The following is a 26,247-nucleotide window of genomic DNA, read 5'->3' on the forward strand; positions in this document are numbered from 1 at the left end:
CCTTCCCCAAGTCACCGCCTGCCGCCGCCATGGCGAGTTACCAGCGCCGGAGTTTCCGCATGTCGTCCGCCCCCCTGCAGCGCACCGCCCTGTCCGCCTCGATCGCCCTGTTGTTGTCTGCCCCCGCGCTGGCGCAAAGCGTGTCCGACGAAACCAGCCGAGATGCCGTGGAGCTCGATACCGTCCGCGTCACCGCCGAAGCCATCGCCCGGCAGGCGCTGGGCACCTCGGTCATCACCGTGGAAGACATCGAGCGCCGCCCGCCGGCCAACGATCTGTCCGAGCTGATCCGCACCATGCCGGGCGTGAATCTCACCGGGAACAGCTCGTCGGGGCAGTACGGCAACAACCGCCAGATCGACCTGCGCGGCATGGGCCCGGAGAACACCCTGATCCTGGTCGACGGCAAGCCGGTCGGCTCGCGCGATTCGATCCGCATGGGCCGCAGCGGCGAGCGCAACACCCGCGGCGACACCAACTGGGTGCCGGCCGAGGCGGTCGAGCGCATCGAAGTGCTGCGCGGCCCGGCAGCGGCACGCTACGGCTCCGGCGCCTCGGGCGGCGTGGTCAACATCATCACCAGGCGCCCGACCGGCGATCTCACCGGTTCACTGAGTCTGTTCGGCCAGGTGCCGCAGCACGGCGAGGAAGGCGGCAGCCAGCGCGCCGGCGTGACCCTGAGCGGCCCGCTGACCGACGCGCTGTCTTTCCGCATCTACGGCAACCTCAACAAGACCGATGCCGATTCGCTCGACCTCAACGCCGACTACCTGACTGATGCCGGCGTGACCCCGCCCGCCGGCCGCGAAGGCGTGCGCAACAAGGACGTCAACGCCCTGCTGCGCTGGGACATCAGCGAGGCGCACGTGGTCGAGTTCGAAGCCGGCACCAGCCGACAGGGCAACATCTTTGCCGGCGACCGCGCAGTGAGCCTCGACGGCACGCCGCTGATCACCGAGCTCGCCGAACAGGGCGCCGAGACCAACCGCATGTACCGCAACAGCGGCGCGGTCACCCATCGCGGCCGCTGGGGCGATGCGTCCTCGCGCGTCACGCTCGCGTTCGAAGGCACCAACAACACCCGCCTCAACGAAGGCCTGGCCGGCGGACCGGAAGGCTCGATCGGCAGCGCGACCGCATCGTCGACCTCGCGCCTGCGCAACTACGCGGTCGATGGCGAGGTGAGTCTGCCGACGACCATCGGCGCGACCGAACACATCTGGACGGTCGGCTTCGAGCATCGCGACAGCGAACTGGAAGACCCGTATTCGGTGTCGCAATCGGGCGGCAACGGCGGCGGCATCCCGGGCCTCGACCCGGACCGCGGCGGCGGCAAGGCCGATGCGCAGACGTCGGCTGTGTTCGTCGAGGACAACATCTACGCCGGCGAGCGCTGGATCGTGACGCCGGGTGTGCGCTTCGATCACCACAGCCAATTCGGCAACAACGCCAGTCCCAGCCTCAACGTGCAGTTCTCGCTGGGCGAGGACCTCAAGCTCAAGGGCGGCGTGGCGCGCGCATTCAAGGCGCCCAACCTGTACCAGTCCAATCCGAACTACCTGTACTACACGATGGGCAACGGCTGCCCCGACAACTTCGCGAGCTTGGGTTCGGGCTGCTACGTCCTCGGCAACGCGGATCTCGACGCGGAAACCAGCCTCAACAAGGAAATCGGCATCGAGTGGGCGCCGGTCTCCGGCCACCATGCGTCGCTGACCTACTTCCACAACGACTACAAGGACAAGGTGGTCGCCGGCTTCACGCCGGTCGGGCAGACGCCCGGCGTCCCCGGCGCGCAGCCGGTGCCGCCGGCGCGCATCTTCCAGTGGGAGAACGCGCCCGCGGCCGTGGTGTCGGGACTGGAGGGCAACGTCAACATTCCACTGATCGGCAAGCGCGGCAACGTGCTGAAGTGGAACAACAACGTCACCTACATGATCGAGAACGAGAACAAGGTGACCGGGCAGCCGCTGTCGGTGATTCCGGAATACACCGTCAACACCTCGCTCGACTGGCAGGCCACCGAAGCGCTGTCGCTGCTGCTGACCGGCACGTTCTACGGCCGCCAGGAACCGGCAACGCGCGACATCAACAATGACGACCGCTGCGACGAGGCAGGCGCCGACTGTGTGTCGGTGCGCCAGGTGCGCGACCCCTACACCGTCTGGGGCATCGGTGCCCGCTACCGCATCACGCCGACGGTGAGCCTGGGCGGCGGCGTCAACAACCTGCTCGACAAGCGGCTGTTCCGCGAGTCGAACAGCCAGTACGCGGGCGCGGCGACCTACAACGAGCCGGGCCGGTCCTACTACGTCAGCATGAATATCGGTTTCTGATGCAGCGCGGCCCCTGGGGCCGCACCCGACCGGACCGTCCCCGGTCCGACCTCCATTCCCTGACGATCTGGACGCATCCGGCCCGTCGCACGAAGATCGGAACCCCGCACGCCACGATGCCCCGCATGCCTATTCGCACATCCTCCGCCCCCCGCCCGTTGCGCCTGGCCACGCTCGCCGCGACCGCCGGCCTGCTGTTCGCGCTGCAGGCCGTGCCCCAGGCCGCGTCCGCGCAGCAGCGCGATCCGACCCGGTCGATCGGAGAGACCGTCGCCAGCCAGCCCTCGTCGCATTACGCGTTCAAACGATTCGAGGTGCACAGCGCCGACGGACAGCGGACGTGGCGCGTCCACATCGCGGCGCCGAAGGGTGCGGCGCCCGACGGCGGTTGGCCCGCGTTCTGGATGCTCGACGGCAATGCCGCGCTGATCGAATTCGACGAGGCGCTGCTGGCCGAACTCGCCGCGCAGCCCGTGCCGCATGCGCTGGTGTTCGTCGGCTACGCCAACGACCTGCGCATCGATTCGGAAGCGCGCACGCGCGACTACACGCCGTTCGCCGGCGAGCGGCCGGTGCGCGAGGGCGGCATGATCACCGGTGGTGGCGGCGCGGATGCGCTGCTCGAAGTCATCGAGCGGCAGGTGCGACCCGAAGTCGAGCGCCGCGTCGCGACCGACCCGGCGCAGCAGACGCTGTGGGGCCATTCGCTGGCAGGCCTGTTCGCGCTGCATGTGCTCTACACCCGCACCGGCGCGTTCGACACCTATGCCGCCGGCAGCCCGTCGCTGTGGTGGGGTGACGGCGCCATGTTGGGCGCACCGGAGCAGCGCTTCGTCGAACACAACGCCGGCCGTCACGCCCGCGTGCTGCTCGGCCTCGGCCAGGGCGAGCGCGAGGTCACGCACCGCGACCTGTCGGATCCGCGCGTGCAGGTGCACCTGCGCCGGATCCAGGCGGCGCCGGCGGACTCGGCTGAAAAGCTCGCGCAGCGGCTGTCGGACGTCGACGGCCTGCAGGTCGAATACCGCGAGTTCCCCGCGCTGACCCACGGCCCGATGTTCCGCGCGTCGCTGATGTGGGCGCTGCACGCGGTCACCGGCATTGCCGACCACAGCGACACCCCCAGCCGCGCCGACGGCGTGGACCCGAACCGGTGAGCGCGGTCGCGATGGACATCGACGGCTATGTGGCGGATACCGATGCCGCCTACCCGATGCATTTCCATCGCGAACAGATGCCGGCGTGGCTGCACGCCACCGCCACGGCGCTGGGTTTCCGCGCGCCCGATCCTGCGCGGCCCTATCGCTGGTGCGAGCTCGGCAGTGGCGCCGGGCTCACCGCGCTGGTCGCCGCGGCCTGCAATCCGTCGGGGCGGTTCACCGCCGTCGATGCGAATGCGGCGCAGATCGCCCGCGCCCGCGGCATCGCCGAACGTGCGGGCCTGGCCAATCTCGAATTCGTCCACGCCCACCTCCTCGAGTACGCGACGGACAGCGGTGAATCCTTCGACTTCATCGTCTCGCACGGGCTGTGGGCCTGGGTGTCGGATGCGGTGCGCAAGGCGATCCTCGACATCGTGGAGCGCCGCCTCGCGCCCGGCAGCCTGCTCGAACTCGGCTACATGAGCCATCCCGGCGCGTCGCAGCTGCAGGGCGCGCAGCGTCTGCTGTACGAGGCCGGCCGCCATCTCGAAGGCGATGCGCCAGCGCGCGTCGGCGCGGCACTGTCGCTGCTGCGCGATCTCGCCGACGGCGGTGCCGGGTTCTTCGCCGAACATCCGGGCGCGGCGCGCCAGCTCGATGCGATGGAACGCGAGCCCGCCGGCTACATCGCCCACGAATTCCTCGGCGCGCACTGGCAGCCGCAGCACGTCGCCGACGTGATCCGCGCGTTCGCCGACGTGAGCTGCGGTTTTCTCGGAAGCGCGACGCCGATCGAGAACATCGATGCGCTGTCGATCCCCGGCGCGCTGCAGGCACGGGTGCGGACGCTGCCGCCCGGACCTCTGGCCGAAACCGCACGCGATCTCGCCCGCAACCAGAGCCTGCGCCGCGATCTGTTCCAGCGCGGCGCACAGCGGCTCGACGACGCCGCGCATCTCGACGCACTCGATGCGCTGGTGTTCGCCGCCCTGCCCGGCGCGCCGGCGGCGCTCACCGGCGATCTGCGCTTCGACACGCGTATCGGCCCGGTGACCGGCGCCCGCGAACTCTTCGCGCCGGTGCTCGACGCATTGGCGCAGGGCCCGCAATCGTTCGCGACGCTGCGGACGCTGGCGCCTTACGACGCGACGCCCGGCCTGCTCAACCAGGCGCTGCAGGCGCTGACGTGGGCCGGCTTCGCGCATGCCTGCCTGCCGGCCAGCCGCGACACTTCGGCCGACGCGCTGGCGCGTCAACTGTCTCCACTTCCCGGCGTTCCCGCACTGGCGCTGTTGCCGGCGATCGGGTCCGCCGCTGTACGCCAGGTGCCGCGATGACCCATATCGCTCTTCCAGCCCACGCTGTCCCCGCTCGTCGCACCGAGTCCTTCCGGCGATACGCAACGCCGGTCAAATCCACGCTCCAGGAGTTCGTCATGCAAAAGCTGTCCTCGCGTCGTCTGCGCCTTGCCGCGCTGTCCATCGCCCTGTGCGCCGCCGTCGGCGCCGCGGGTGCGCAGGACTTCGGCCAGCCGGATCCCGACTTCAAGGGCGCCGTGCGCGCCGCCAGCCCGGTGATCAAGGCCGGTGATTCGGTCGACATGACCGGCCAGGGCTTCAAGCCCGGCCAGGCGGTGACGCTGCTGCGCGGCGAGAGCGTGCTCAATGCCAGTCCGTGGACAGCCGATGCCGAGGGCCGGGTCAGCGGCCAGGTCCAGGTGCCGGCCGACGCGGCCGTCGGTCGCCACCCGGTGGTCGTGCGCGTCGCCAACCCGGATGCCGCCGCCGTGATCGAAATGAAGGTCTCCAAAGACGTGCCGCTGTCGGGCGCCGAGCGCTATGACGTGACCACCAACAAGCTGGTGCAGGGCCTGTACCAGGTCGCGCACAGCCAGGCGTCGAACGCGCTGTTCGTCACGGCCGCGGTCGGCCGGCCGCCGGTCACCCAGTCGGAGCTGCTCAAGCTCGATCCGGAGACGCTGGAGATCACCGCGCGCGTGACCCCGGCGCAGATCGAAGGCCAGACCGACGGTCGCGTCTACGCGGTCTATGGCATCGCCGTCGACGACGCCAACGGCAACGTCTGGGTGACCAACACCCGTGACGACTCGGTGGCCGTGTATCGCCAGTCGGACCTGTCGCTGGTCAAACAGTTCGACAAGGGCGTGCTCCCGCACGGCCGCGACATCGTCGTGGACACCAGGGACAACCGCGTGTGGGCCAGCGGTTTCGGTGGCGGCAAGTTCGTGGCTTTCGATGCGAAGACGCTCGAGGTGGTGCAGGACCTGACGGTGCCTTCGGAAGTGCGCGGCGAGGAATTCGGTCCGATGGCGCTGACCGTCGATCCGGTGGGCGGCAAGCTCTATTCGGTGGGCCTGTCGACCGGTGAGGTGGTGGTGCTCGATGGCGCCACCGGCGCAGTGGACAGGATGTTCCGCTTCCCCACGATCAATGGCGGCATCGGTGTCGCGATCGATCCCGTGGGCCGCCGCCTCTACGTCACGGCGCAGGGCAGCGACAACCTGGTGATCGCCAACGCCGACACCGGCGAAGTGCTGCACGACGTCTACGTGGGCGCGGGCGCGGTGTATGTCGCGTTCGATCCGCACAGCCAGCTCGCCTATGTCGCGAGCCGCGGCGCCGGCACGATCACCGCCGTGGACGCGAACGGCACCATCGTCGCCAATCTCGACGGCGGCACGTTCCCCAACCATGTGCTGCCGGTCGGCAACGGCACGGTGTACGCGATCAACAAGTCGCGCGGCGCCGAGGATGTCGACGGCGACCAGATCCGTCGGATCACGCCGAAAACCAACTAAAATCGGTGCCTCGCAGCGGCCGGACCCGGTCCGGCCGCTGCTTTTTTTTGCCGCGATGGAATTGAAGATGTCCGCACGCCGCGTCCATGTCCCGCTGATTCTCACCCTCGCCTGCGCGCTGGCGGCGTGTGCGCCGGCGCCCGAGGTGGCACCGTCCGGCGATGCATCCGTGCAGGCCGATGAAGCCGCCTTGCCCGACGGCTGGTTGCGCATCGCCGGCACCGACATTCCACGCGTCGCGCGTTCGCAGCAGGATCTGCCCGTCACCGTGCGTTCCGACGACGGCGTCGAGGTGACGGTCACCGACACCGCGCGCACGATCGTCGGCAACGACGACATCGTGATGGTCATGGATTCGCTGGGCCTGTCCGACCAGGTGTTCGCGGCGCCGACCAACGCCGTCACCGAGACCGGCCGCAATGCGCAACACCATTTCCTGTTCAACCGAACGACGGGCGTCGAAGGCATCCTCAGCCTCGACGGCACCCTGTTCGTCGGCAACAGCCTGCGCCGCCACGGCAAGCTCGCGCAGCCGCTGCGCGACGCCGGACAGACGCTGGTGATCGTCGACGAGCTGCAGCCGATCCCCGACAAGGTGCGCAAGCTCGCGGCGGTGTTCGGCCATGCCGACGAAGGCGAGCAGCTCGCCACGCAGGTGCAGCAACAGCTCGACGAGGCCGCGCGCATCGCGGCCACCCATACGCGCAAGCCGCGCGTGATCCACATTTCCGCGACCGGTGGCGGCGGTGCCCCGACCGTGGGCGGTGCCGACACCGCTGCCGCGGTGCTGATCCGCCTGGCCGGCGGCATCAATGTCGGCGACGAAGCCAAGGTGTCCAACTACTCCCAGCTCAGCAACGAGGGCATCGTCGCCGTCGAGCCGGAGGTGATCCTCGTCAGCGAAGACGACCTGCGCGTGTTCGGCGGCGCCGACGGCCTGTGGAAGGCGTATCCGTCGCTGGCGCAGACGCCCGCCGGTTTCGCCAACCGCGTGTGGGTGATGCCCGATACGCAGCTCAAGGTGAGCAGCATCGGCGGCGGCGCCGGCGCGGTCGCACTGGCACAGGCGCTGTCCACCCTGGCCGCCGAACTCGACGCCGCGCCCGGCGCATGAGCGGCGCCGCGGCACGACGCACAGGCCTCGTCCGGCGACCGCCGGGCGGGCTGTTGTTCGTCGGCATGCTGGCGCTGCTGGTGGTCCTGATCGTGCTGTCGTTCGGCATCGGTCCGCTGCGCATTCCGCCGGGCGACGTGATCCACGTGATCGCACACAAGCTGGGCCTGGCCGATGCCGGAAGCTTGAGCCAGCGCGACATCTCGGTGGTGTGGAACCTGCGCGTGCCGCGTGCGCTGCTGGCGGTGATCGTCGGCGCGTCACTGGCGATGGCCGGCGCCGGTCTGCAGGGCCTGTTCGGCAATCCGCTGGCCGACCCCGGCATCGTCGGCGTGACCCACGGCGCGGCGCTCGGCGCGGTCGCCGCGATCGTGATCGGCGCGACCGCATTCGGCGCCTGGACGATTCCGGTCGCCGCGTTCCTGGGCGGCGCTGCAACGACGACGCTGATCTATGTGCTCGCCCGGCCCGACCGCGGCACCGGCACCGCGACCCTGCTGCTGGTCGGCATCGCGATCGCGGCCGCATGTTCGGCGGCGATCGGCTTCTTCACCTATATCGCCGATGCCGACGAGCTGCAGTCGCTGGTGTTCTGGCAGATGGGTTCGCTGGCGATGGCGAACTGGAATTCGATGCTGGCCGCCCTGCCCGCCTTCGCGCTCGGCGCGGTGGCGCTGCGCGCGCTCGCCACGCCGCTCGACATGCTCGCGCTCGGCGAGCGCCAGGCGCAGCACATCGGTCTGGACGTCAAACGCGCACGGCTGATGCTGATCGCGGTCTGCGCCTTGCTGGTCGGCTCGGCGGTCGCGTTCGCCGGCGTGGTCGGGTTCGTCGGTCTCGTCGTGCCGCATTTCGTGCGCCTGCTCGCAGGCCCGGGCCACCGCTGGCTGATCCCGCTGTCGGCGGTCGCCGGCGGCCTGCTGATCGTCGTCGCCGACACCGCCGCACGCAGTCTCGATCCGCCGTCGGAAATTCCGCTCGGCCTGTTCTCGGCCGCGCTCGGTGCGCCGTTCTTCCTGTGGCTGGTGCTCCGTCGCAAGGGCGCCGCATGAGCCACGACGCCGCCGACGCTGGGCAGGACGTGCTCGCGCTCGACGGCGTGAGCGTGCGCATCGACGGCCGCGCGATTCTCGACGCGGTCGATCTGCGCTTCGCGCGCGGCACGCTGACCGCACTGGTCGGCCCCAACGGCGCCGGCAAGTCGACCCTGCTCGCGGTCGCCAGCGGCGATCTCGTGCCGGCCGCCGGCCGCGTGCGCCTGTCGGGCGCCGAACTGCGCGACTGGAAGGCGCGACCACTCGCCCGCGAGCGCAGCGTGCTGCCGCAGGATCACGCCGTGCGTTTCGGCTTCAGCGTGCGCGAAGTCGTCGCGATGGGCCGGCTGCCGCATGCACCCGATCCGGACGCAGACGGCCGCATCGTCGATGCAGCGCTCACCTCGGCCGACGTGGTGCATTTCGAAGGCCGCGACGTGCAGACGCTGTCCGGCGGTGAAGCCTCGCGCACCGCGTTCGCCCGCGTGCTGGCGCAGACCACACCCGTCGTCTTCCTCGACGAACCCACCGCCGCGCTCGACCTGCAGCACCAGGAAGCCGTGCTGCGCATCGCACGTGGTCTGGCCGACGACGGCGCCTGCGTGATCGTCGTGCTGCACGATCTGAATCTGGCCGCCGGTCACGCCGACCGCATCGTGATGCTGCATGGCGGCCGCGTAGCCGCCGACGGCAGCCCGCGCGAGGTGCTGACCCAGGCGACGATCGAGCGTGTCTACGCGCAGCCGGTGCTGGTGCTCGAACACCCGACCCGCGGCGTGCCGCTGGTCGTCAGCGACGATCCGCGTTCGGCGAATTGAGTTCACCCGCTCTGCGCGACTGATTGGTCGCGAACTATTCAATTCTCGGCCACGCGGTGCGTTTCGCCATGCACCAGCACAGGACGGTATCCGTCGCTCGGCCTGCGCCAGGCTGCGGCATCAGAGCCCCTCTTCCGGGAGAGCGGTTGGGGTGAGGGTGTTCTTCGCGATCCAGCGTCCGATCGCGCGATGCGCTTCACTTGGCGTCTTTCGCCCCCCAGCGCATCATCGGGTCACCCCCGCCCGATCCGACGCATCCCGTCCCGGAGGCCCGCGATGCCCACGTCCGCCGGTTCCACCATCATTCCCTGCCTGCGCTACGACGACGCCCCGCACATGATCGACTGGCTGTGCGATGCCTTCGGCTTCGAGGTGCAGGCCGTCCACGCCGAGGGCCCGACCGTCCACCACGCGCAACTGGTGTTCGGCGGCGGCATGCTGATGCTCGGCTCGACGCAGCGCGACAGCACGTGGGGCGATCTGATCACCCAGCCGCGCGACATCGGTGGCCGCACCACGCAGAGTCCCTGTGTCGTCGTCGCCGACCCGGATGCGCACTACGTACGCGCGAAGGCCGCGGGCGCCGAAATCGTGCAGGACATCGCCGACCAGCCCTACGGCGGCCGCGGCTATTCCTGTCGCGACCCGGAAGGCCACCTGTGGTGGTTCGGCAGCTACGACCCTTGGTCTGCCTGAGGTTCTGACCCTGTGGGTGCGCGCTCGCGCGCGAGCGCGCGCCCACACAAGCGATCAAGCGTCGCGCAGACGCGCCACCACCGGCGCCACCTGCGCCTGGCGGCCCAGCGCTTCGCCGACATCCGCCAGCCGCTGCGCCAGTGCCTCGGCCTCGTCGGCGCGCAGCGTCGCGTGGCCGACCTTGCGACCATCACGCGATTGCTTGCCGTAGTCGTGCCAGTGCCCGCCCGCCGCCGACAGCACCGGCGCGGCATCAGGCATCTCGCCGATCCAGTTGAGCATGCTGGCCACGCCCCGCACGGCGGTGTCGCCGAGCGGCAGGCCCAGCACCGCACGCAGATGGTTCTGGAACTGCGAGGTCTCGGCGCCCTCGATCGTCCAGTGGCCGGAGTTGTGGACGCGCGGCGCGAGTTCGTTGGCGAGCAGTTCGCCGTCGCGGCAGAACAGTTCGAGCGCGAACACACCCACGTAGCCCAGACGCTCGGCGATCGCGCGCGCATGCGACAGCGCGGTCGTATGCAGCGAGGCATCGACGCGCGCAGGCGCCAGGCTCGCCGACAGCACGCCGTCGACATGCCAGTTCTCGGTCAGCGGCCAGGCGCGGAATTCGCCATCACGACCACGCACGGCCACGACGCTAAGTTCGCGCTGGAACGCGACGAAGCCCTCGAGGATCAGGCCCACCGTGTCGGCCTGCGCGCCGAGCGCATCCCACGCCGCATCGACATCCGCCGTCGACTTGATCCGGAACTGGCCCTTGCCGTCGTACCCCAGCCGCCGCGTCTTGAGGATGCACGGCGTGCCGATGCGGGCGACCGCATCGTCGAGCTGCACGCGCGTGGCGACGTCCGCGAAATCCGGCACCGGAATATCGAGTTCGCGGAACAGTGTCTTCTCGGCGAGCCGGTCCTGGGTCAGCGCCAGCGCGCCGGGGTTGGGAAACACCGGTACGCGCTCGGCGAGCCAGTGCGCGCTCTCGGCCGGCACGTTTTCGAAATCGAAGGTCGCGACGTCTACCCTGGCGGCGAGTTCGGCCAGCGCCGCCTCGTCGCGGTAGTCACCCACCAGCAGCGGTGCGAACTGGCCCGCGCAGGCATCGTCTGCGGTATCCATCACCAGGAACCGCAGACCCAGCGGCGCGCCCGACAGCGCGAGCATGCGGGCGAGCTGACCGCCGCCCAGAATTCCAACGGTGGTCATGCGTGTGTCCGATCAAGCGATGCGAAAGTCCTCCCCCGCTCACGGGGGAAGCAGAAGAGCCGCGCGTCAGTTCCGACACTCACCGCCGCGGGTCGTCGTTGCCGACGACGTCGTCAGTCTGACGCTGGCGGAACTCGGCCAGCGCAGCGGCCACCGTCGCGTCGTCGGCCGCGAGCATCGCCGCCGCGAACAGCGCCGCATTGGCGGCGCCCGCATTGCCGATCGCGAACGTCGCCACCGGGATGCCGGCTGGCATCTGCACGATCGACAGCAGCGAATCCATGCCGTTGAGCGCCTTGGACTGCACCGGCACGCCGAGCACCGGCACCGCGGTCTTCGACGCCAGCATGCCCGGCAGATGCGCCGCGCCGCCGGCACCGGCGATGATCGCGCGCAGGCCGCGCGACTGCGCGCTGGCCGCATATTCGAACAGCACGTCGGGCGTTCGATGGGCGGACACCACGCGGACTTCGTGGGACACGCCGAGCTGTTCGAGCTTCTGCGCGGCGTGCTGCATCGTGTCCCAGTCGGATCGCGATCCCATCACGATGCCGACCTTCGGCGGTACGGAACTGGCGGTCATTAGGGGGTCCCCGGCCACAAAGACGCATTTTATCCGTCCCGGCCGCATCGTGCGCGTGCAGCGGCAGCCCGAGGCCGAATGCTACCCTTCCGGTCCGCTCACCACGCCCGCACAAGACCGCCCATGGACCGCAAGCTGCTCGATATTCTCGTCTGCCCCGCCAGCCGCCAGCCGCTCGCGCTGCTCGATGCAGCGGGACTCGATGCGCTCAATGCAGCCATTGCCGCGGGCTCGGCGCGCCGCGAAGACGGCGCCGCGCAGGCCGGCCCGGTGCGCGAAGCGCTGATCACCCATGATCGCAAGCGTGTCTACCGCGTCGACGACGGCATTCCGGTGCTGCTGGTCGAGGAAGCCATTGCCACTGGGCAGATTCCCGACTTCCCGAAGGCATGAGCGGACCCGACCGCTTCGATATTCCGCACGCGGCGGTCGCGGCCAACGTCGCGACCGCGCTCGCCGAGGACATCGGCAGTGGCGACGTCACCGCGGCGCTGCTGCCCGATCACGACGACGTCGCCTATCTGCTGTGCAAGGAAGACGCCGTGGTCTGCGGGCGCCCCTGGTTCGATGCCTGCCATCGCGCGCTCGATCCTGACGTGCGCATCGACTGGCGCGTGGCCGAGGGTGCGCACGTCACCGCAGGCACCGTGCTCGCGACCCTGCAGGGACGTGCCCGCACGCTGGTCAGCGCGGAGCGCACCTCGCTCAACTTCATGCAGACACTGAGCGCGACGGCGAGCACTACCGCGCGCCACGTCGCCGCTGTTTACGGCACCGGCACGCGCATCTTCGACACCCGCAAGACCCTGCCGGGCCTGCGGTTGGCGCAGAAGTACGCGGTGCGTGTCGGCGGTGGGTACAACCATCGCATCGGGCTCTACGACACGGTGATGCTCAAGGAAAACCACGTGCGCGCGGCCGGCGGCATTGCAGCGGCGGTCGAGTCCGCACGGGCACATTCTCCGCGCCTGCCGCTGGTGATCGAAGTGGAAACGCTGGACGAACTGCGCGCTGCGCTCGATGCGGGCTGCACCCGCGTGCTGATCGACGACTTCGATGCCGCAACGCGCCGCGAAGCCGTGCGCATTGCCCGCGCCGCGCCCTACGACGGACGCATTCCGCTGGAAGTCTCGGGCAGTGTGGATCTCGATGGTCTGCGCGCGATCGCCGAGGACGGCGTGGACTTCGTCTCGATCGGCGGGCTCACCAAGCATGTCCACGCCATCGATCTGTCACTCAAGCTCGGCCCGCCGCCGGGCTGACCGCCACGCGCGCGCGAACGTTTTGCAACGCGGCCGCTGAATCTTGCGTCTCACGAAATGCCGATTCGATGGCGCACCGACGCGTCGACGACGAGCCGACGGAAATCACCGTTCGCGCCAAGCCCCTGGATGCGCGCCAATGCAGGCATCGCCGCGCCCGCACTTGTAACCACGCGCTGCCGCCGCCACAGTTCGCGCATGCCCGACTTTCCGACAATGATCTTCGTCATGCTGGCTGCGTTCGCTGCATTCCAGTGGTGGAGCAGCGCGCGCGCAGCCGCCGAGCGCGCCGGACAACTCGGGCGCGATGCCTGCGAACGCGCAGGCGTGCAATGGCTGGATCAGGCGGTCCACGCGCACTCCATGCGGCTGCGCCGCGGCGACGATGGCCGTCTGCGCATCGAGCGCAGCTTCCGCTTCGAATATTCGGAGGACGGTGTGCAGCGCCATATCGGACATCTGGTGCTGCGCGGCGAACAGCTGGTCGCCTTCAGCGGCCCGACCCGCCCGCAGCCAGTGCCGATCCACTGGACGAACTGAGCGCCGGGGGACCAGGGCAATCGCCCTGGACGAACTGAATTTGCAGAGGCTCCGCCGCTACTTCACGACCCGCAGATGTCCGCGACGCGGTTCGGGCGGCGTATCTCCATCCGGCGGATCATCGGGGCCACCAGCATCGCCGTTGCCGTCGTCTTCCACGGCATGCAGGGAAGGCGCGCTTTCTTCCGCGTCGTCGCGGACTTCGCCTGACCCGACGATCTCCTCCGGCAGTGCCATCCCCTGCCCGGTTTCACGCGCATAGATGGCGAGTACCGCGCCCACCGGCACCATCACCGACTGGCTGACACCACCGAACCGTGCGGAGAACCGGACGCTGTCGTTGTCCATTTCCAGACGGCCGACCGCGCGGTCGGCGACGTTGAGCACGATACGACCATCCTTGACCGCATGCGCTGGCACGCGCACGCCCGGCTGCCGCGCATCGACGAGGATGTGCGGCGTCATGCCGTTGTCGGCAATCCACTCGTAGAGCGCCCGCAGCAAGTACGGGCGATGGCTGGTCATCGGGGGTGTGCTGTCCGTCATGCGCGACAGTTTATCCGGTCATACCGTCGTTCAGACGTACAGGGCTGAACACAACGGGCATCGCGGTTTATTCGGGCAGCGCGCGCAGCTGCCGCTCCTGCGGCGTGAGGCTGCGGACAAAGCCGGGGCTCCGGAAAATCCGGTTGCCGTAGTCCTCGATCGCCTTGCCGCCATCCTTGGGCAGCGGGATGTCGAGCGCCTGCAGGCGCCAGACGATCGGCGCCACCGCGCAGTCGGCGAGGCTCATTTCCGTGTTGAGGAAAAACTTGCTGGCCTTGAACAGCGGCACCGCCGCGGTGACCAGTTCCTTCAGCCGCTTGCGGCCGCTCTCGGCCTGGGCCTTGTTGCCCATCTGGATGGCCTGCACCTGCGGCACCCAGTCATGCTCGATACGCAGCATCGCCAGGCGCAGGCGCGCACGCGACAACGGGTCGACCGGCATCAGCGGCGGATGCGGATAGCGCTCGTCGAGATACTCGCTGACCACGCTGGCGGCATAGAGCACCAGATCGCGCTCCACCAGGGTCGGCACGGAGTGGTAGGGGTTGAGATCGATCAGATCCTCGGGAGGATTCTGGGCATCCACCGGGACCATGTCGTAGTTCACGCCCTTGGCGGCCAGTACTAGGCGCGCACGGTGACACAGCACATCATCGACAGAAGAAAACAGCGTCAGCACGTTTCGCATGAATGCACCCACGGCCGTCGCCCGGCCTGTCCGGAGGCTGGAGTCCGCCAGCCCGGTGACGCCGACTGCTGCTCGCAGACGGTTATCGCGGTTCTTTCGAGTCTCGCATTTCCCTGCGCCGGACAGCAATGGCCGGGCGGCTCGCTGGAACGCCTGGGGCCGGAGCCACAGGCGCAATCGATCAGTGGACGTCGCGCCAGTATTCCTGTTTCAGCAGCCACGCCAGAAAGGTCAACAGCGTCAGGAACAGCAGCACCCAGACGCCAAGCTGCTGCCGCTTGAGCGCGGCCGGTTCGCCGGCATATTCCAGAAACGCCGTGATGTCGCGAACGGTCTGGTCGAACTGGCGCGCATCCTGGCTGCCGGGCGTGCCCAGTTCCAGATGCGCCACCACAGGCTCGCCGGTGTCGTCGACTTCGCCGTGCACCGGACGCTGCAGGCCCTGCATCTCCCACAGCGGGTTGGGCATCGATGCGTTCGGGAACAGCGTGTTGTTCCAGCCCAGCGGACGGCTTTCGTCGAGGTAGAACGACTTGAGGTAGGTGAAGACCCAGTCGCTGCCACGCACGCGGGTGATCAGGCTGAGATCTGGCGGCGCCTGGCCGAACCACTGCGCGCCGTGCTCGGCGGTCATCGACGACACGATGTGCTCGCCGTAGGCCGCGCCGGTGAGGTTGAGGTTGTTCATCACCTCGTCCTCGGTCAGGCCCAGGTCCTCGGCCATACGCGAGTAGCGCATGAATTTCAGCGAGTGGCAGCCGGCGCAGTAGTTCATGTAGAGCTGCGCGCCGCGCTGCAGCGAAGCGCGGTCACCGATGTCGGTGCCGGCCTGCTCGACCGGGCCACCGGCAGCGGCCAAAGCGCCGAACGACAGCAGCAGGCCGGCGAGAGCGGTGGCGATGCGCGCAAAGAACATGCGGGCGAAGGCGTGGTCAGTCATGCATCGTCACCCGTTCCGGAACTGCCTTGGTCCGGTCGAGCTTGGTCCAGACCGGCATCGTGATGAAGAACGCGAAATAGAGGAACGTCAGAACGCGGCCGATGATCGTCTCGACCGGATCGGTACCGGGACCGGCGCCGATCTTGCCCAGCCAGACGAAGCACACGACCAGCATCGCGAGCATGATCTTCGTGATCGGGCCGCGGTAGCGATGCGAGCGCACCTTGCAGCGGTCCAGCCACGGCACCAGGAACAGGATCGCGATCGCGCCGAACATCACCAGCACGCCACTGAGCTTGTGCGGCACCACGCGCAACATCGCGTAGTAGGGCGTGTAGTACCAGACCGGCTTGATGTGCTCGGGCGTGACCAGGCGATTGGCCTCGGTGAAGTTGTCGTGCTCGAGGAACCAGCCGCCGAACGCCGGCGCGAAGAAGATGATGAAGGCCGCGATGATCAGGAAGCAGCAGACGTAGAAGCCGTCCTTGACCGTGTAGTACGGATGGAACGGGATGCCATCTGCGGGCGCGGTCTCCGACCAGCGGTTCCCCTTCGGGCCCTTCTTGATGTCAACGCCTTCCGGATTGTTCGAACCCACCTCGTGCAGCGCACCCAGGTGCAGCACGACCAGCAGCAGCAGCACGAGCGGCAACGCGATCACGTGCAGGGCGAAGAAGCGGTTGAGCGTGGCGTCGGAGGGCAGGTAGTCGCCCATGATCCACTCGGTCAGCCCGTTGCCGATCACCGGAATCGCGCCGAACAACGAGATGATGACCTTCGCGCCCCAGAACGACATCTGGCCCCACGGCAGCACGTAACCGAGGAAAGCCTCGGCCATCAGTACCAGGTAGATCAGCATGCCGAGGATCCACACCAGCTCGCGCGGCTTCTTGTAACTGCCGTACATCAGGCCGCGGAACATGTGGATGTAGACCACGATGAAGAAGAGCGACGCGCCGGTGGAGTGCATGTAGCGGATCAGCCAGCCCCACTCCACGTCGCGCATGATGTATTCGACCGAGGCGAAGGCTTCCGTCGCGCTGGGCTTGTAGTGCATCGTCAGGAAGATGCCGGTCAGGATCTGGTTGACCAGCACCACCAGCGACAGCACGCCGAAGATGTACCAGATATTGAAATTCTTCGGCGCGTAGTACTCGGTCATGTGCTTGCGGTACATCGGCATCAAAGCCGGTGCCCGCTCGGTGACCCAGTTGAAGACGCCGTTGGCGCCGCGGACGAGGACGTTGGCCATCAGACGGCTCCCTCCGGATCGACGCCGATGACGAGCGTGTTGTCGTCGGCATAGTGGTGCGGCGGCACGAGCAGGTTCGTCGGGGCGGGCACGCCGTCGTAGACACGGCCGGCCATGTCGAACTTCGACTTGTGGCAGGGGCAGAAGTAGCCGCCCTTCCAGTTGGCGTCGAACGGCGCCGGACGGATCTCGGCGACCATTTCCGGCGCACAGCCCAGATGCGTGCACAGACCGACCAGCACCGAGATGTCAGCCTTGATCGAGCGCAGCTCGGGGTTCGCCTCCAGCACGTATGCCGGCTGCTGATCCGGATTCCCGGATTCGGGATCCTTGAGCATGCCGTCGAGCGTCGGCAGCGCTTCGAGGATCGCCTTGGAGCGCTTCACGACCCAGATCGGCTGTCCGCGCCATTCGGCCACCAGCCGCTGGCCCTCCTGCAGCGCGCTGATGTCCACGGTCACGGGCGCACCGGCGAGCTTGGCCCGGGCGCTTGGATTCCATGACTTGATGAACGGGATCGCGGTCACGCCTGCGCCCACCGCTCCCACGACGAGGGTACTGGCGGTCAGGAACCGACGCCGCCCCTCATTGACTGGACCATCCCCACCAGGCCCGCTCACCGCTTCATCGACCATCCGGTACCCCGCCCTCTTTCGGTAGCTGTTGCGTACTGGCTGCCACGGACCGTTTCGCCCGAACAGGACGGATGGCCGCATATATATAGAGAAGCCCGAGTGTAACGGAACGCTGAATCGACCGACAATCGATTTACCGTCGCCACGTGCAGGCCGCGACTCAGCGACTGGCGAGTTGCCCACGATACCGGTCCGCCAGCGTGCCGACCCGGACCACGTAACGCTGGGTCTCGGCATACGGCGGCACGCCGCCGTGGCGCTGCACAGCGCCTTCGCCGGCGTTGTAACCAGCCGCGGCAAGGGTGAGATCCCCGTTGAAACGCTTCAGCAGCCATGCGAGGTACTCGACGCCGCCGCGGATGTTCTGCTCGGGATCGAACGCGTTGACCACACCGAAACGCGCTGCGGTGGCCGGCATCAGCTGCATCAGCCCCTGGGCGCCGGCGCGCGAGAGCGCATTGGGGTTGAACGCGGACTCGGCATGCATGATCGCGCGGACGATCGCTTCCTCGACCCCGAATTCGCGAGACGCGCGCGCGACTTCGTCACGATAGGCGTTCTCGTTGAGCCGCACGTTGCCGAAGTTCACGCCCGGCGCCGCGCCGCAGGCGTAGCAGGTCTCGAAGAAGCTGTAGCGGATCGTGCGGACCGCGGCGACCTGGGCGCCACCGGCCGGGCGGCTGCTGCTGTAGTGGCGCACGCCATCCTTCACATACGAATAGACCTGACCCTGCTGCAAACGCCGCTGGTTGCTGCCCTGCTGCGGCCGAGGAGCCGGTCGCGGCGTCGGCGCTGCGGTGGCGGCGGCCACCGGCTTGACCGGTGCGGTTGCGGATGCGGGCGTGACGCCCATGAAGGTCGCGGGCGCGCCACTGTCGATATTTGCCGGTGCCGCGGCGGGCGTGGGCGTTGCGGCTGCCGGGCGCGATGCGCGCGTGCCGCTGGAACGCGGCGCTGCAGGCGCACTGCTGACGAGCCGGCAGCTGGCGCCGCTCACGCGCTTGCTGACGTACTGCGGGATGCCGTCGCCGGAATCGCAGCGATACAGCGTACTGCCGGCAACCGGAAAGGCCGCCAGCAGACCGAGTACCGCGATGAGTCCCCATCCCCGTTTCACGATGCGGAGTGTCCGATGTTCGGCGCCGGTTGCCAAGCCCTTGATTGTGAAAGGTGCCACCGGCGCTCGGATGCGCGCACACGGACGCGGGTGGTGCGCTTGCCGGTACACTGCCCGCCCCATTCCAGCCATCCGGCCCGGACTCAACGCCGCGCCCCGGACACGCCATGACCCAGACCGTTTCTGCGGCGCCGAGCGCGCCTGTTTCCGACCTCTCTGTCGCCGCTGCCTCGCCTGCCCCTGCACCGCGGGGAAAACTCTTCATCCAGACCCACGGCTGCCAGATGAACGAGTACGACTCGGCCAAGATGGCCGACGTGCTCGCGGCCAGCGATGGCCTGGAGCTGACCGACAACGTCGAGGAAGCGGATGTCGTCCTCGTCAACACCTGCTCCATCCGCGAGAAGGCGCAGGAGAAGGTCTTCAGCCAACTGGGCCGCTGGAAGGCACTGAAGAAAGACGGCAAGCCGGTGCTGATCGGCGTCGGCGGCTGCGTGGCCTCGCAGGAGGGCGAGGCGATCGTCAAGCGCGCGCCCTTCGTGGACCTGGTGTTCGGCCCGCAGACCCTGCATCGCCTGCCCGAACTGATCCGCGCCAAGCGCGAGACCGGCCTGCCGCAGGTCGACATCAGCTTTCCGGAAATCGAGAAGTTCGACCGCCTGCCCGAGCCGCGCGCCGAAGGCCCGAGCGCGTTCGTGTCGATCATGGAAGGCTGTTCGAAGTACTGCTCGTTCTGCGTGGTGCCCTACACGCGCGGTGAGGAAGTCAGCCGGCCGTTCGAGGACGTGCTCGTCGAGGTCGTGCAACTGGCCAGCCAGGGCGTGCGCGAGATCAATCTGCTGGGCCAGAACGTCAACGCCTACCGCGGCCCGATGGGCGACGGCGAGATCGCGGACCTCGGCCTGCTGATCCGCACCATCGCCGAGATCGACGGCGTCGACCGCATCCGCTTCACCACCTCGCACCCGCTGGAGTTCTCCGACTCGCTGGTCGAGGCCTATCGCGATGTGCCGCAACTGGCGAACTACCTGCATCTGCCGGTGCAGTCCGGCAGCGACCGGATCCTGTCGGCGATGAAGCGCGGCTACACCGCGCTCGAGTTCAAACAGAAGATCCGCAAGCTGCGTGCAGTGCGTCCTGACATTTCGATCAGCTCCGATTTCATCGTCGGCTTTCCCGGCGAAACCGAGGCGGATTTCGAGAAGACGATGAAGCTGATCGAGGACGTCGGCTTCGACCAGTCGTTCTCCTTCATCTACTCGCGGCGGCCCGGCACGCCTGCCTCGGATCTCGAGGATTCGGTGACCCAGGAAGAAAAGCACGCGCGACTGTCGCGTCTGCAGGCACATATCAATGCCTATGCCACCGGGATTTCCGAACGCATGGTCGGCAGCGTGCAGACCGTGCTGGTCGAAGGCCCGTCCCGCAAGGATCCGGCCGAATTGACCGGCAAGACCGAGAACATGCGTTCGGTGAACTTCCCGGCACCGGCGCGCCTGATCGGCCAGTTCGTCGATGTCGAAATCACCGCCGCATTGAGTAATTCGCTGCGCGGCCGGATCGTGCTGCGCGAAACCCGCTGAACCACACGGATACGGCCGCACCGGGTCGCGGGACCTCTTACACGTCCGCGCATCGCGGCCCTCGCTAGAATCCGCGCCATGACCAGCACACTGCCCGAACGTACCTTCCTGCTCGAGCCCGCGGACTCCGAGCGCCTGTCCAATCTCGCCGGCCCCTTCGACGGCCATCTGCGCCAGATCGAGCTGCGCCTGGGCGTGGAGATCGCCAACCGCGGCAACATCTTCCGCGTCACCGGGCGCGACGAGACCATGCTCGACCGCACCGAGAAGCTGCTCAAGGCGTTGTATGCAGAGAGCGAGGGCGAGGTGCTCGACAGCCATGCGATCAACCTGCGGCTGAGCCCGGCGAACGTGGATGAGGACTACACGCCGCAGGAGGTCTCGGTGCGGGTCAAACGCGGCACCATCCGCGGGCGTGGTGCGAACCAGGCCAAGTATCTGCACAAGATCACCGGCCACGACATCAATTTCGGCGTCGGACCGGCGGGTACCGGCAAGACCTTCCTCGCCGTGGCGATGGCGGTCGAGGCGCTCAACGAGGCCAAGGTCCAGCGGTTGATCCTGGTACGGCCTGCGGTCGAGGCCGGCGAGAAGCTCGGCTTCCTGCCCGGCGATCTCACCCAGAAGGTCGATCCCTATCTGCGCCCGCTCTACGACGCGCTCTACGAGATGCTCGGCGTGGAGAAAGTGGCCAAACTGCTGGAACGCAACGTCATCGAGATCGCACCGCTGGCCTACATGCGCGGCCGCACGCTCAACGATGCGTTCGTGATTCTCGACGAGGCGCAGAACACCACGATCGAGCAGATGAAGATGTTCCTGACCCGGCTGGGTTTCGGATCGACCGCGGTCGTGACCGGCGACCTCACCCAGATCGATCTGCCCAAGCATGTGAAATCCGGCCTGCGCGATGCGATCGAAGTGCTGCACGAGGTCGAGGGCGTCAGCTTCACGTTCTTCGAAGCGCGCGATGTCGTGCGTCATCCACTGGTCGCGCGCATCGTCACCGCCTACGAGCGGCGCGACGCGGCCGACACGGCCACCGGCCCGGCGGCGCGCGTATGACGCAAGGCCCCACCCGCCTCGATGTCGCGATCGGCTATGCACTGCCGCGCAAAGGCCTGCCTGCTGCGGCGAGTTTCCGGAAATGGTCGGCCGCCGCACTGGCCGGGCGCATCCGCGAGGCGGATCTGGCGATCCGGATCGTCGACGAGGACGAGGGTCGCGCGCTGAACCGTCATTACCGCGGCAAGGACTACGCGACCAACGTGCTGAGCTTCCCCGCCGACCTGCCGGAGGGCCTGCCCGAAGGGTTCCATCTGCCGCTGCTCGGCGATCTGGTGCTGTGCGCACCGGTTGTCGCGCGCGAGGCCGCAGAACAGGCCAAGTCCTTGAATGCGCATTACGCGCATCTCACCGTCCATGGCGCGCTGCATCTGCTGGGCTGGGATCACGAGGACGACAAGGACGCCGAGGCGATGGAGCAGCTGGAGCGCGAGATCCTAGCGGGCCTCGGCATCGACGACCCCTACGCCGGCGAGCTGCGCTGACAGGCGCCGCAACAGCGGCCTGATAGACTCCAAACAAGGCCCATCCGGGCGATTTGCGAACAAGCACCACGCCATGTCCGAGGACGACAGTCGACCTTCCCCCGCCCCCGAACCCCAGGAGCGCCGCCGCGGCTGGCTCGAGCGCCTGAGTTCCGCGATTTCCGGTGAGCCGAGCAACCGCGAGGACCTCGTGGAACTGCTCCGCGACACCCACGCCGACGGCCTGATCGATGCCGATACGCTGCGCATGTTCGAAGGCGCACTGGGCATTTCCAGCAAGACCGTCGGCGACGTGATGGTCCCGCGCGCACAGATGGTCGCGCTGCCCGCCGATGCACCGTTTCTCGAACTGATGAAGCAGGTCGTCGAGTCCGGCCATTCGCGTTTCCCGGTACACGGCGACGACAAGGACGAGATTCTCGGCATTCTGCTGGCCAAGGATCTGCTGCGCGGTGTCGTGGCCGACAACGGCCCCGGCTCGATCCACGAGCTGCTGCGTCCGGCGGTGCTGATTCCCGAATCCAAGAAGCTCAACGTGCTGCTGCGTGAGTTCCGCCTGTCACGCAACCACATGGCGATCGTCATCGACGAATACGGCGGTGTCGGCGGCCTGGTGACGATCGAGGATGTCCTCGAGGAAATCGTCGGCGAGATCGACGACGAACACGACGATGCCGAGGATCCGAACGCCCTGATCTCTGCCCAGGCCGACGGCCAGTTCGCGGTCAGCGCACTGACCCCGATCTCGGATTTCAACGAGCGCTTCGGCTCCGATTTCGACGATGCCGAATACGACACAATCGGGGGCGTGATCACCGGTGCGATCGGGCATCTGCCCGAGGTCGGCGAGGAACTCACGCTGGGCCGCTTCGCGTTCCGCGTGACCGATGCCGACTCGCGGCGCCTGCATGCGCTGCACGTCAGCGTGCATGCCGAAGCCTAACCTGCTGCCCGGGCCGATACACGTGTTCGCGCGTGCGCTGGCCCTGCTGCTGTGCCTGGTGCTGTCGCCGTTGGTCGCAACTGCGCAGGACGGCGGGGCGCCGCGCATCGGCGTGGCGACGATGCAGCCGGGCGACGTGTTCTTCGAACGTTTCGGCCACAACGCACTGGTCGTCGACGATCCCGCCGAGCCGGTACCGCTGTCGTACAACTTCGGATTCTTCGATCCGAACGAGCCGGACTTCGTGCCGCGCTTCATCCGCGGCGACATGCGCTACATGCTCGCCGCCCTGCCGCTGGCCGACGATCTCGCCTACTACCGCGACGTCGGCCGCGGCGTGTCGATCCAGTGGCTGGATCTCGACCCGGTGCAGGCGCGTACGCTCGCCGCGGCGCTGGCCGAGAACGCGAAGCCCGAGAACGCGCACTACCGCTACGACTACTTCACCGACAACTGCTCCACCCGCGTGCGCGACGCCATCGACACCACGCTCGGCGGCGCGCTGCGCAGCCAGCTGCAGGGCCGATCGCGCGGCAACACCTATAGGGGCGATGCGGTACGGCTGGCCTCGCCTGCGCCGTGGATGTGGCTGGGTTTCGACATCGGCCTGGGCCCGTCCGCGGATCGACCGAACGCCTTGTGGGAAGACGCCTTCGTGCCGATGCGGCTGGCCGACGCACTGCGCAGCGCGCGCAACGTCGATGGACGTCCACTGGTGTCGGGCGAGCAGATCATCGTCCCGCACACGCAGGCCCCGGAACCTGTCGAGCGCGCGCGCCTGCTGTGGCCGTGGCTGGTGGCCGGCCTGGCACTGGGCGTCGCCATCCTCGTCGCCGGTCGTTTCGCGCCGCGTGCATTGGCGACGATCGCCTTGCCGTTCTGGACGGTCAGCGCCCTGCTCGGCGGCGTGATGCTGTTCCTGTGGCTGGGCACCGAACACGGCTTTGCCTGGCGCAACCACAATTTGCTGCTGTTCAATCCGCTGTGCCTGCTGCTGCTGCCCGGCGGCTGGCGCATCGCACGCGGCCGCGCGCCGGGTGCGTTGTTCGGCTGGGTGCTGGCCACCGTGCTGCTATGCGGAATCGCCGCGCTGTTCCTGCACTGGCTGCCGGTGCTGCCGCAGCGCAATGCCGCGTGGCTGTCGTTGCTGATGCCGGCGCACGTGGCGTTGTGGTGCGCGTTCCGCAAGCGGCGAGCCGTGTAGGAGCGCGCTTGCGCGCGGCGGCTCTTCCCGGGAAAGCCCCATCGCGCGCAAGCGCGCTCCTGCACGGGCTTGGCTCGCTGCATACGTATGCAGCCGAGCCACGCGGAATGCGCGTGCAAGAATCCGGACGAACATACGATCGATCGCGCCTGGGAGGGTGCCGCACGATGTCGAACCGTCTTGCCGGATTGCTGGCCGCGCTGCTGCCGCTCGCCACCTTCGCCGCATCTGCCGCTGAGCCGCGCACAAGCGCGCGCATCGCATCGCCGGATGCCCGGATCACCGTCGAGGTCACGACCGACAACGAGGGCCGCGCCAGCTACGCGGTCAGTCGCGATGGCCGTCCGGTGATCGCGCCGTCACGACTGGGCCTGATGTTCACCGACACGCGCAAGTTCGAGCGCAATCTGGCGATCGCCGACCAGACCACGCGAGCGTACGACGAACGGTGGGAACAGCCCTGGGGCGAGCGCCGGCAGATGCGCGACCACCACAACGAACTGCGCGTCACGCTGGCCGAAACCGCCGGGCCCAAGCGCCGCTTCGACGTGGTGTTCCGGGTGTTCGACGACGGCGTCGGCTTCCGCTACGACGTGCCGAAGCAGCCCGGGCTCGATCGCCTGTCGATCGCCGAGGAACTGACCGAATTCGAGATCGCCGACGCCGCGACCGCGTGGTGGATTCCCGCGTTCGAGTGGAACCGCGAGGAGTACATCTATCACCGCACGCCGGTCGAGGAGGTCGGCCAGGCGCAGACGCCGATCACCCTGCGCACCGCCGACGGCTTGCACCTGTCGATCCACGAGGCCGCGCTGGTCGACTATTCGGGCATGAATCTCGCGCGCGTCGACGGGCGCCGCTTCCGCGCCGCGCTGACGCCCGGCATCGGCGCGGCGAAGGTCGAAGTGGCCACGCCGTTCGCGACGCCCTGGCGCACGATCCAGATCAGTGATCGCGCCGGCGGGCTGGTCGAATCGGGCCTGATCCTCAACCTCAACGCACCCAACGCGCTCGGTGACGTGTCCTGGGTGCGGCCGATGAAATACGTCGGCATCTGGTGGGAGATGCACCTCGACCGCAAGACCTGGGCATCAGGGCCCAAGCACGGCGCGACGACCGCGCACGCGATCCGCCACATCGACTTCGCGGCCGAGAACGGCTTCGGCGGCGTGCTGGTCGAAGGTTGGAACATCGGCTGGGACGGCGACTGGTTCGGCAACGGCGAGACCTTCAGCTTCACCCGGCCCTACCCCGATTTCGACATCGACGCGGTGACCCGCCATGCGCGCGAGAAGGGCGTGACCCTGATCGGCCATCACGAAACTTCGGGCCACGCCGCGCATTACGAAGCCCAGCTCGACGACGCGATGGCGCTCTACGGCCGCCTCGGCGTGCAGGCGGTCAAGACCGGCTATGTCGCCGACGCGGGCCAGGCCAAGGTGCGGGGCGACGACGGCGCGCTGCATTACGCCTGGCATGAAGGCCAGTCGATGGTGCGTCACCACCAGCGTGTCGTGGAGGCCGCTGCGCAGCACCGCATCAGTGTCAACCCGCACGAACCGGTCAAGGACACCGGCCTGCGCCGCACGTATCCCAACCTCGTCACCCGCGAAGGCGCGCGCGGCATGGAATACAACGCCTGGGGCCAGCCGGGCAATCCGCCCGGACACGAGGCCACGCTGGTCTACACGCGCCTGCTCGCCGGGCCGATGGACTTCACGCCGGGCATCTTCGGCATGGACACCAAATCGGGCACGCCGATGGCGACGACGCTGGCCAAGCAGCTGGCGCTCTACGTGGTGATCTACAGCCCGCTGCAGATGGCCGCCGACCTGCTGGAGCATTACGAATCACGTCCCGAGGCGTTCCAGTTCGTCCGCGACGTGCCGGTGGACTGGGACGAGACGCGCGCGCTCGACGGCGCGATCGGCGAGTACGCGGTGATCGCGCGCCGCGAGCGCGGTGGCGACGACTGGTACCTGGGCGCGGTGACCGACGACACGGCGCGCACCGTCGCCCTGCCGCTGGACTTCCTCGAATCCGGCCGACGCTACACCGCCCGGATCTACCGCGACGGCGAGGGTGCGGGCTGGCGGACGGATCCGCATGCGATCGCGATCGAGTCGCGTGAAGTCGGCGCAGGCGACACGCTGACGATCGAGATGGCACCGGGCGGCGGCCAGGCGGTGCGGTTCGTCGCGCTCTGAGCTGTAGGCGCGCGCTTGCGCGCGATAGGGCGTTCTCCG

General features: G+C 68.3%; 26 protein-coding genes. 17 read left to right on the plus strand and 9 right to left on the minus strand.

Translation table 11 applies throughout. From position 1 onward, the window contains the following. The first annotated feature begins 59 nt into the window (after nt 1-59). From AC3IRM_RS11465 to AC3IRM_RS11500, 8 genes are all read left to right on the plus strand, one after another. A complete protein-coding gene (locus AC3IRM_RS11465; RefSeq protein WP_489203275.1) occupies nt 60-2,336 on the plus strand; it encodes a TonB-dependent siderophore receptor in 2,277 nt (758 codons plus the stop codon). 125 nt (nt 2,337-2,461) lie between these two features. After that, nucleotides 2,462-3,493, plus strand: a complete 1,032-nt coding sequence (locus tag AC3IRM_RS11470; RefSeq protein ID WP_489203276.1) for an alpha/beta hydrolase — start codon at nt 2,462-2,464, stop codon at nt 3,491-3,493. Continuing rightward, nucleotides 3,490-4,815 (plus strand): class I SAM-dependent methyltransferase, encoded by a 1,326-nt coding sequence (locus AC3IRM_RS11475; RefSeq protein WP_489203277.1) that lies wholly within the window; start codon nt 3,490-3,492, stop codon nt 4,813-4,815. Before AC3IRM_RS11470 ends, AC3IRM_RS11475 begins: the two co-directional genes overlap by 4 nt. 98 nt (nt 4,816-4,913) lie before the next feature. Next, the gene (locus AC3IRM_RS11480) at nt 4,914-6,296 is read left to right on the plus strand and encodes a Vgb family protein (protein WP_489203278.1); all 1,383 of its coding nucleotides are present in this window, start codon (nt 4,914-4,916) and stop codon (nt 6,294-6,296) included. Between the two features lie 67 nt (nt 6,297-6,363). Then, the gene (locus AC3IRM_RS11485; RefSeq protein ID WP_489203279.1) at nt 6,364-7,410 is read left to right on the plus strand and encodes a heme/hemin ABC transporter substrate-binding protein; all 1,047 of its coding nucleotides are present in this window, start codon (nt 6,364-6,366) and stop codon (nt 7,408-7,410) included. After that, nucleotides 7,407-8,462, plus strand: a complete 1,056-nt coding sequence (locus AC3IRM_RS11490; RefSeq protein ID WP_489203280.1) for a FecCD family ABC transporter permease — start codon at nt 7,407-7,409, stop codon at nt 8,460-8,462. Before AC3IRM_RS11485 ends, AC3IRM_RS11490 begins: the two co-directional genes overlap by 4 nt. Next, complete coding sequence (locus AC3IRM_RS11495) at nt 8,459-9,262, plus strand: heme ABC transporter ATP-binding protein (protein WP_489203281.1); 804 nt, start codon at nt 8,459-8,461, stop codon at nt 9,260-9,262. The genes AC3IRM_RS11490 and AC3IRM_RS11495 overlap by 4 nt, the downstream gene beginning before the upstream one ends. Before the next feature lie 276 nt (nt 9,263-9,538). After that, a complete protein-coding gene (locus AC3IRM_RS11500) occupies nt 9,539-9,958 on the plus strand; it encodes a VOC family protein (RefSeq protein ID WP_489203282.1) in 420 nt (139 codons plus the stop codon). Between the two features lie 54 nt (nt 9,959-10,012). Here the strand turns inward: AC3IRM_RS11500 and AC3IRM_RS11505 are convergent, their stop codons facing one another. Together AC3IRM_RS11505 and purE are read right to left on the minus strand one after the other, a co-directional pair. Then, nucleotides 10,013-11,158 carry a 5-(carboxyamino)imidazole ribonucleotide synthase gene (locus tag AC3IRM_RS11505; RefSeq protein WP_489203283.1) on the minus strand — a complete coding sequence of 382 codons (1,146 nt, stop codon included), beginning with the start codon at nt 11,156-11,158 and terminating at the stop codon, nt 10,013-10,015. Nucleotides 11,159-11,237: 79 nt separating this feature from the next. Next, nucleotides 11,238-11,741, minus strand: a complete 504-nt coding sequence (gene purE, locus AC3IRM_RS11510) for a 5-(carboxyamino)imidazole ribonucleotide mutase (protein WP_489203284.1) — start codon at nt 11,739-11,741, stop codon at nt 11,238-11,240. Nucleotides 11,742-11,864: 123 nt separating this feature from the next. Between purE and AC3IRM_RS11515 the strand changes: the two genes are divergently transcribed. Beyond that, nucleotides 11,865-12,134, plus strand: a complete 270-nt coding sequence (locus AC3IRM_RS11515) for a Trm112 family protein (protein ID WP_489203285.1) — start codon at nt 11,865-11,867, stop codon at nt 12,132-12,134. Then, complete coding sequence (nadC, locus tag AC3IRM_RS11520; protein WP_489203286.1) at nt 12,131-13,003, plus strand: carboxylating nicotinate-nucleotide diphosphorylase; 873 nt, start codon at nt 12,131-12,133, stop codon at nt 13,001-13,003. Before AC3IRM_RS11515 ends, nadC begins: the two co-directional genes overlap by 4 nt. Before the next feature lie 50 nt (nt 13,004-13,053). Here the strand turns inward: nadC and AC3IRM_RS11525 are convergent, their stop codons facing one another. Beyond that, the gene (locus tag AC3IRM_RS11525; RefSeq protein WP_489203287.1) at nt 13,054-13,233 is read right to left on the minus strand and encodes a hypothetical protein; all 180 of its coding nucleotides are present in this window, start codon (nt 13,231-13,233) and stop codon (nt 13,054-13,056) included. Here AC3IRM_RS11525 and AC3IRM_RS11530 point away from each other — a divergent pair. Next, complete coding sequence (locus AC3IRM_RS11530; protein ID WP_489203288.1) at nt 13,232-13,543, plus strand: DUF3301 domain-containing protein; 312 nt, start codon at nt 13,232-13,234, stop codon at nt 13,541-13,543. The genes AC3IRM_RS11525 and AC3IRM_RS11530 overlap by 2 nt on opposite strands. Before the next feature lie 57 nt (nt 13,544-13,600). Here the strand turns inward: AC3IRM_RS11530 and AC3IRM_RS11535 are convergent, their stop codons facing one another. The 6 genes from AC3IRM_RS11535 to AC3IRM_RS11560 form a co-directional block, all read right to left on the minus strand. Further along, nucleotides 13,601-14,089, minus strand: coding sequence for a ClpXP protease specificity-enhancing factor (locus AC3IRM_RS11535; protein ID WP_489203289.1), 489 nt, complete (start codon nt 14,087-14,089; stop codon nt 13,601-13,603). A 67-nt stretch (nt 14,090-14,156) separates the two neighbouring features. Then, nucleotides 14,157-14,777: a glutathione S-transferase N-terminal domain-containing protein gene (locus AC3IRM_RS11540; RefSeq protein WP_310155478.1), complete on the minus strand. Its 621-nt coding sequence runs from the start codon at nt 14,775-14,777 to the stop codon at nt 14,157-14,159. A gap of 181 nt (nt 14,778-14,958) precedes the next feature. Beyond that, complete coding sequence (locus tag AC3IRM_RS11545; protein WP_489203290.1) at nt 14,959-15,717, minus strand: cytochrome c1; 759 nt, start codon at nt 15,715-15,717, stop codon at nt 14,959-14,961. Next, complete coding sequence (locus AC3IRM_RS11550) at nt 15,710-16,969, minus strand: cytochrome b (protein ID WP_489203291.1); 1,260 nt, start codon at nt 16,967-16,969, stop codon at nt 15,710-15,712. Before AC3IRM_RS11550 ends, AC3IRM_RS11545 begins: the two co-directional genes overlap by 8 nt. Beyond that, nucleotides 16,969-17,604 carry a ubiquinol-cytochrome c reductase iron-sulfur subunit gene (petA, locus tag AC3IRM_RS11555; RefSeq protein ID WP_489203292.1) on the minus strand — a complete coding sequence of 212 codons (636 nt, stop codon included), beginning with the start codon at nt 17,602-17,604 and terminating at the stop codon, nt 16,969-16,971. The genes AC3IRM_RS11550 and petA overlap by 1 nt, the downstream gene beginning before the upstream one ends. 160 nt (nt 17,605-17,764) lie before the next feature. After that, nucleotides 17,765-18,721, minus strand: a complete 957-nt coding sequence (locus AC3IRM_RS11560) for a lytic transglycosylase domain-containing protein (protein ID WP_489203293.1) — start codon at nt 18,719-18,721, stop codon at nt 17,765-17,767. A 167-nt stretch (nt 18,722-18,888) separates the two neighbouring features. Here AC3IRM_RS11560 and miaB point away from each other — a divergent pair, with 167 nt between their 5' ends. The 6 genes from miaB (at nt 18,889) to AC3IRM_RS11590 (ending at nt 26,208) form a co-directional block, all read left to right on the plus strand. Beyond that, nucleotides 18,889-20,304: a tRNA (N6-isopentenyl adenosine(37)-C2)-methylthiotransferase MiaB gene (miaB, locus tag AC3IRM_RS11565; protein WP_489203294.1), complete on the plus strand. Its 1,416-nt coding sequence runs from the start codon at nt 18,889-18,891 to the stop codon at nt 20,302-20,304. Nucleotides 20,305-20,382: 78 nt separating this feature from the next. Further along, the gene (locus AC3IRM_RS11570) at nt 20,383-21,369 is read left to right on the plus strand and encodes a PhoH family protein (protein WP_489203295.1); all 987 of its coding nucleotides are present in this window, start codon (nt 20,383-20,385) and stop codon (nt 21,367-21,369) included. Next, complete coding sequence (gene ybeY / locus AC3IRM_RS11575) at nt 21,366-21,854, plus strand: rRNA maturation RNase YbeY (protein WP_489203296.1); 489 nt, start codon at nt 21,366-21,368, stop codon at nt 21,852-21,854. Before AC3IRM_RS11570 ends, ybeY begins: the two co-directional genes overlap by 4 nt. 73 nt (nt 21,855-21,927) lie before the next feature. Next, the gene (locus AC3IRM_RS11580; protein ID WP_489203297.1) at nt 21,928-22,797 is read left to right on the plus strand and encodes a CorC family transporter; all 870 of its coding nucleotides are present in this window, start codon (nt 21,928-21,930) and stop codon (nt 22,795-22,797) included. After that, nucleotides 22,784-24,001, plus strand: a complete 1,218-nt coding sequence (locus AC3IRM_RS11585; RefSeq protein ID WP_489203298.1) for a lipoprotein N-acyltransferase Lnb domain-containing protein — start codon at nt 22,784-22,786, stop codon at nt 23,999-24,001. The genes AC3IRM_RS11580 and AC3IRM_RS11585 overlap by 14 nt, the downstream gene beginning before the upstream one ends. Before the next feature lie 167 nt (nt 24,002-24,168). Further along, the gene (locus tag AC3IRM_RS11590) at nt 24,169-26,208 is read left to right on the plus strand and encodes a glycoside hydrolase family 97 protein (protein ID WP_489203299.1); all 2,040 of its coding nucleotides are present in this window, start codon (nt 24,169-24,171) and stop codon (nt 26,206-26,208) included. Nucleotides 26,209-26,247: the final 39 nt, after the last annotated feature.

It is taken from the genome of Luteimonas sp. KH_071 (genome assembly GCF_057838005.1).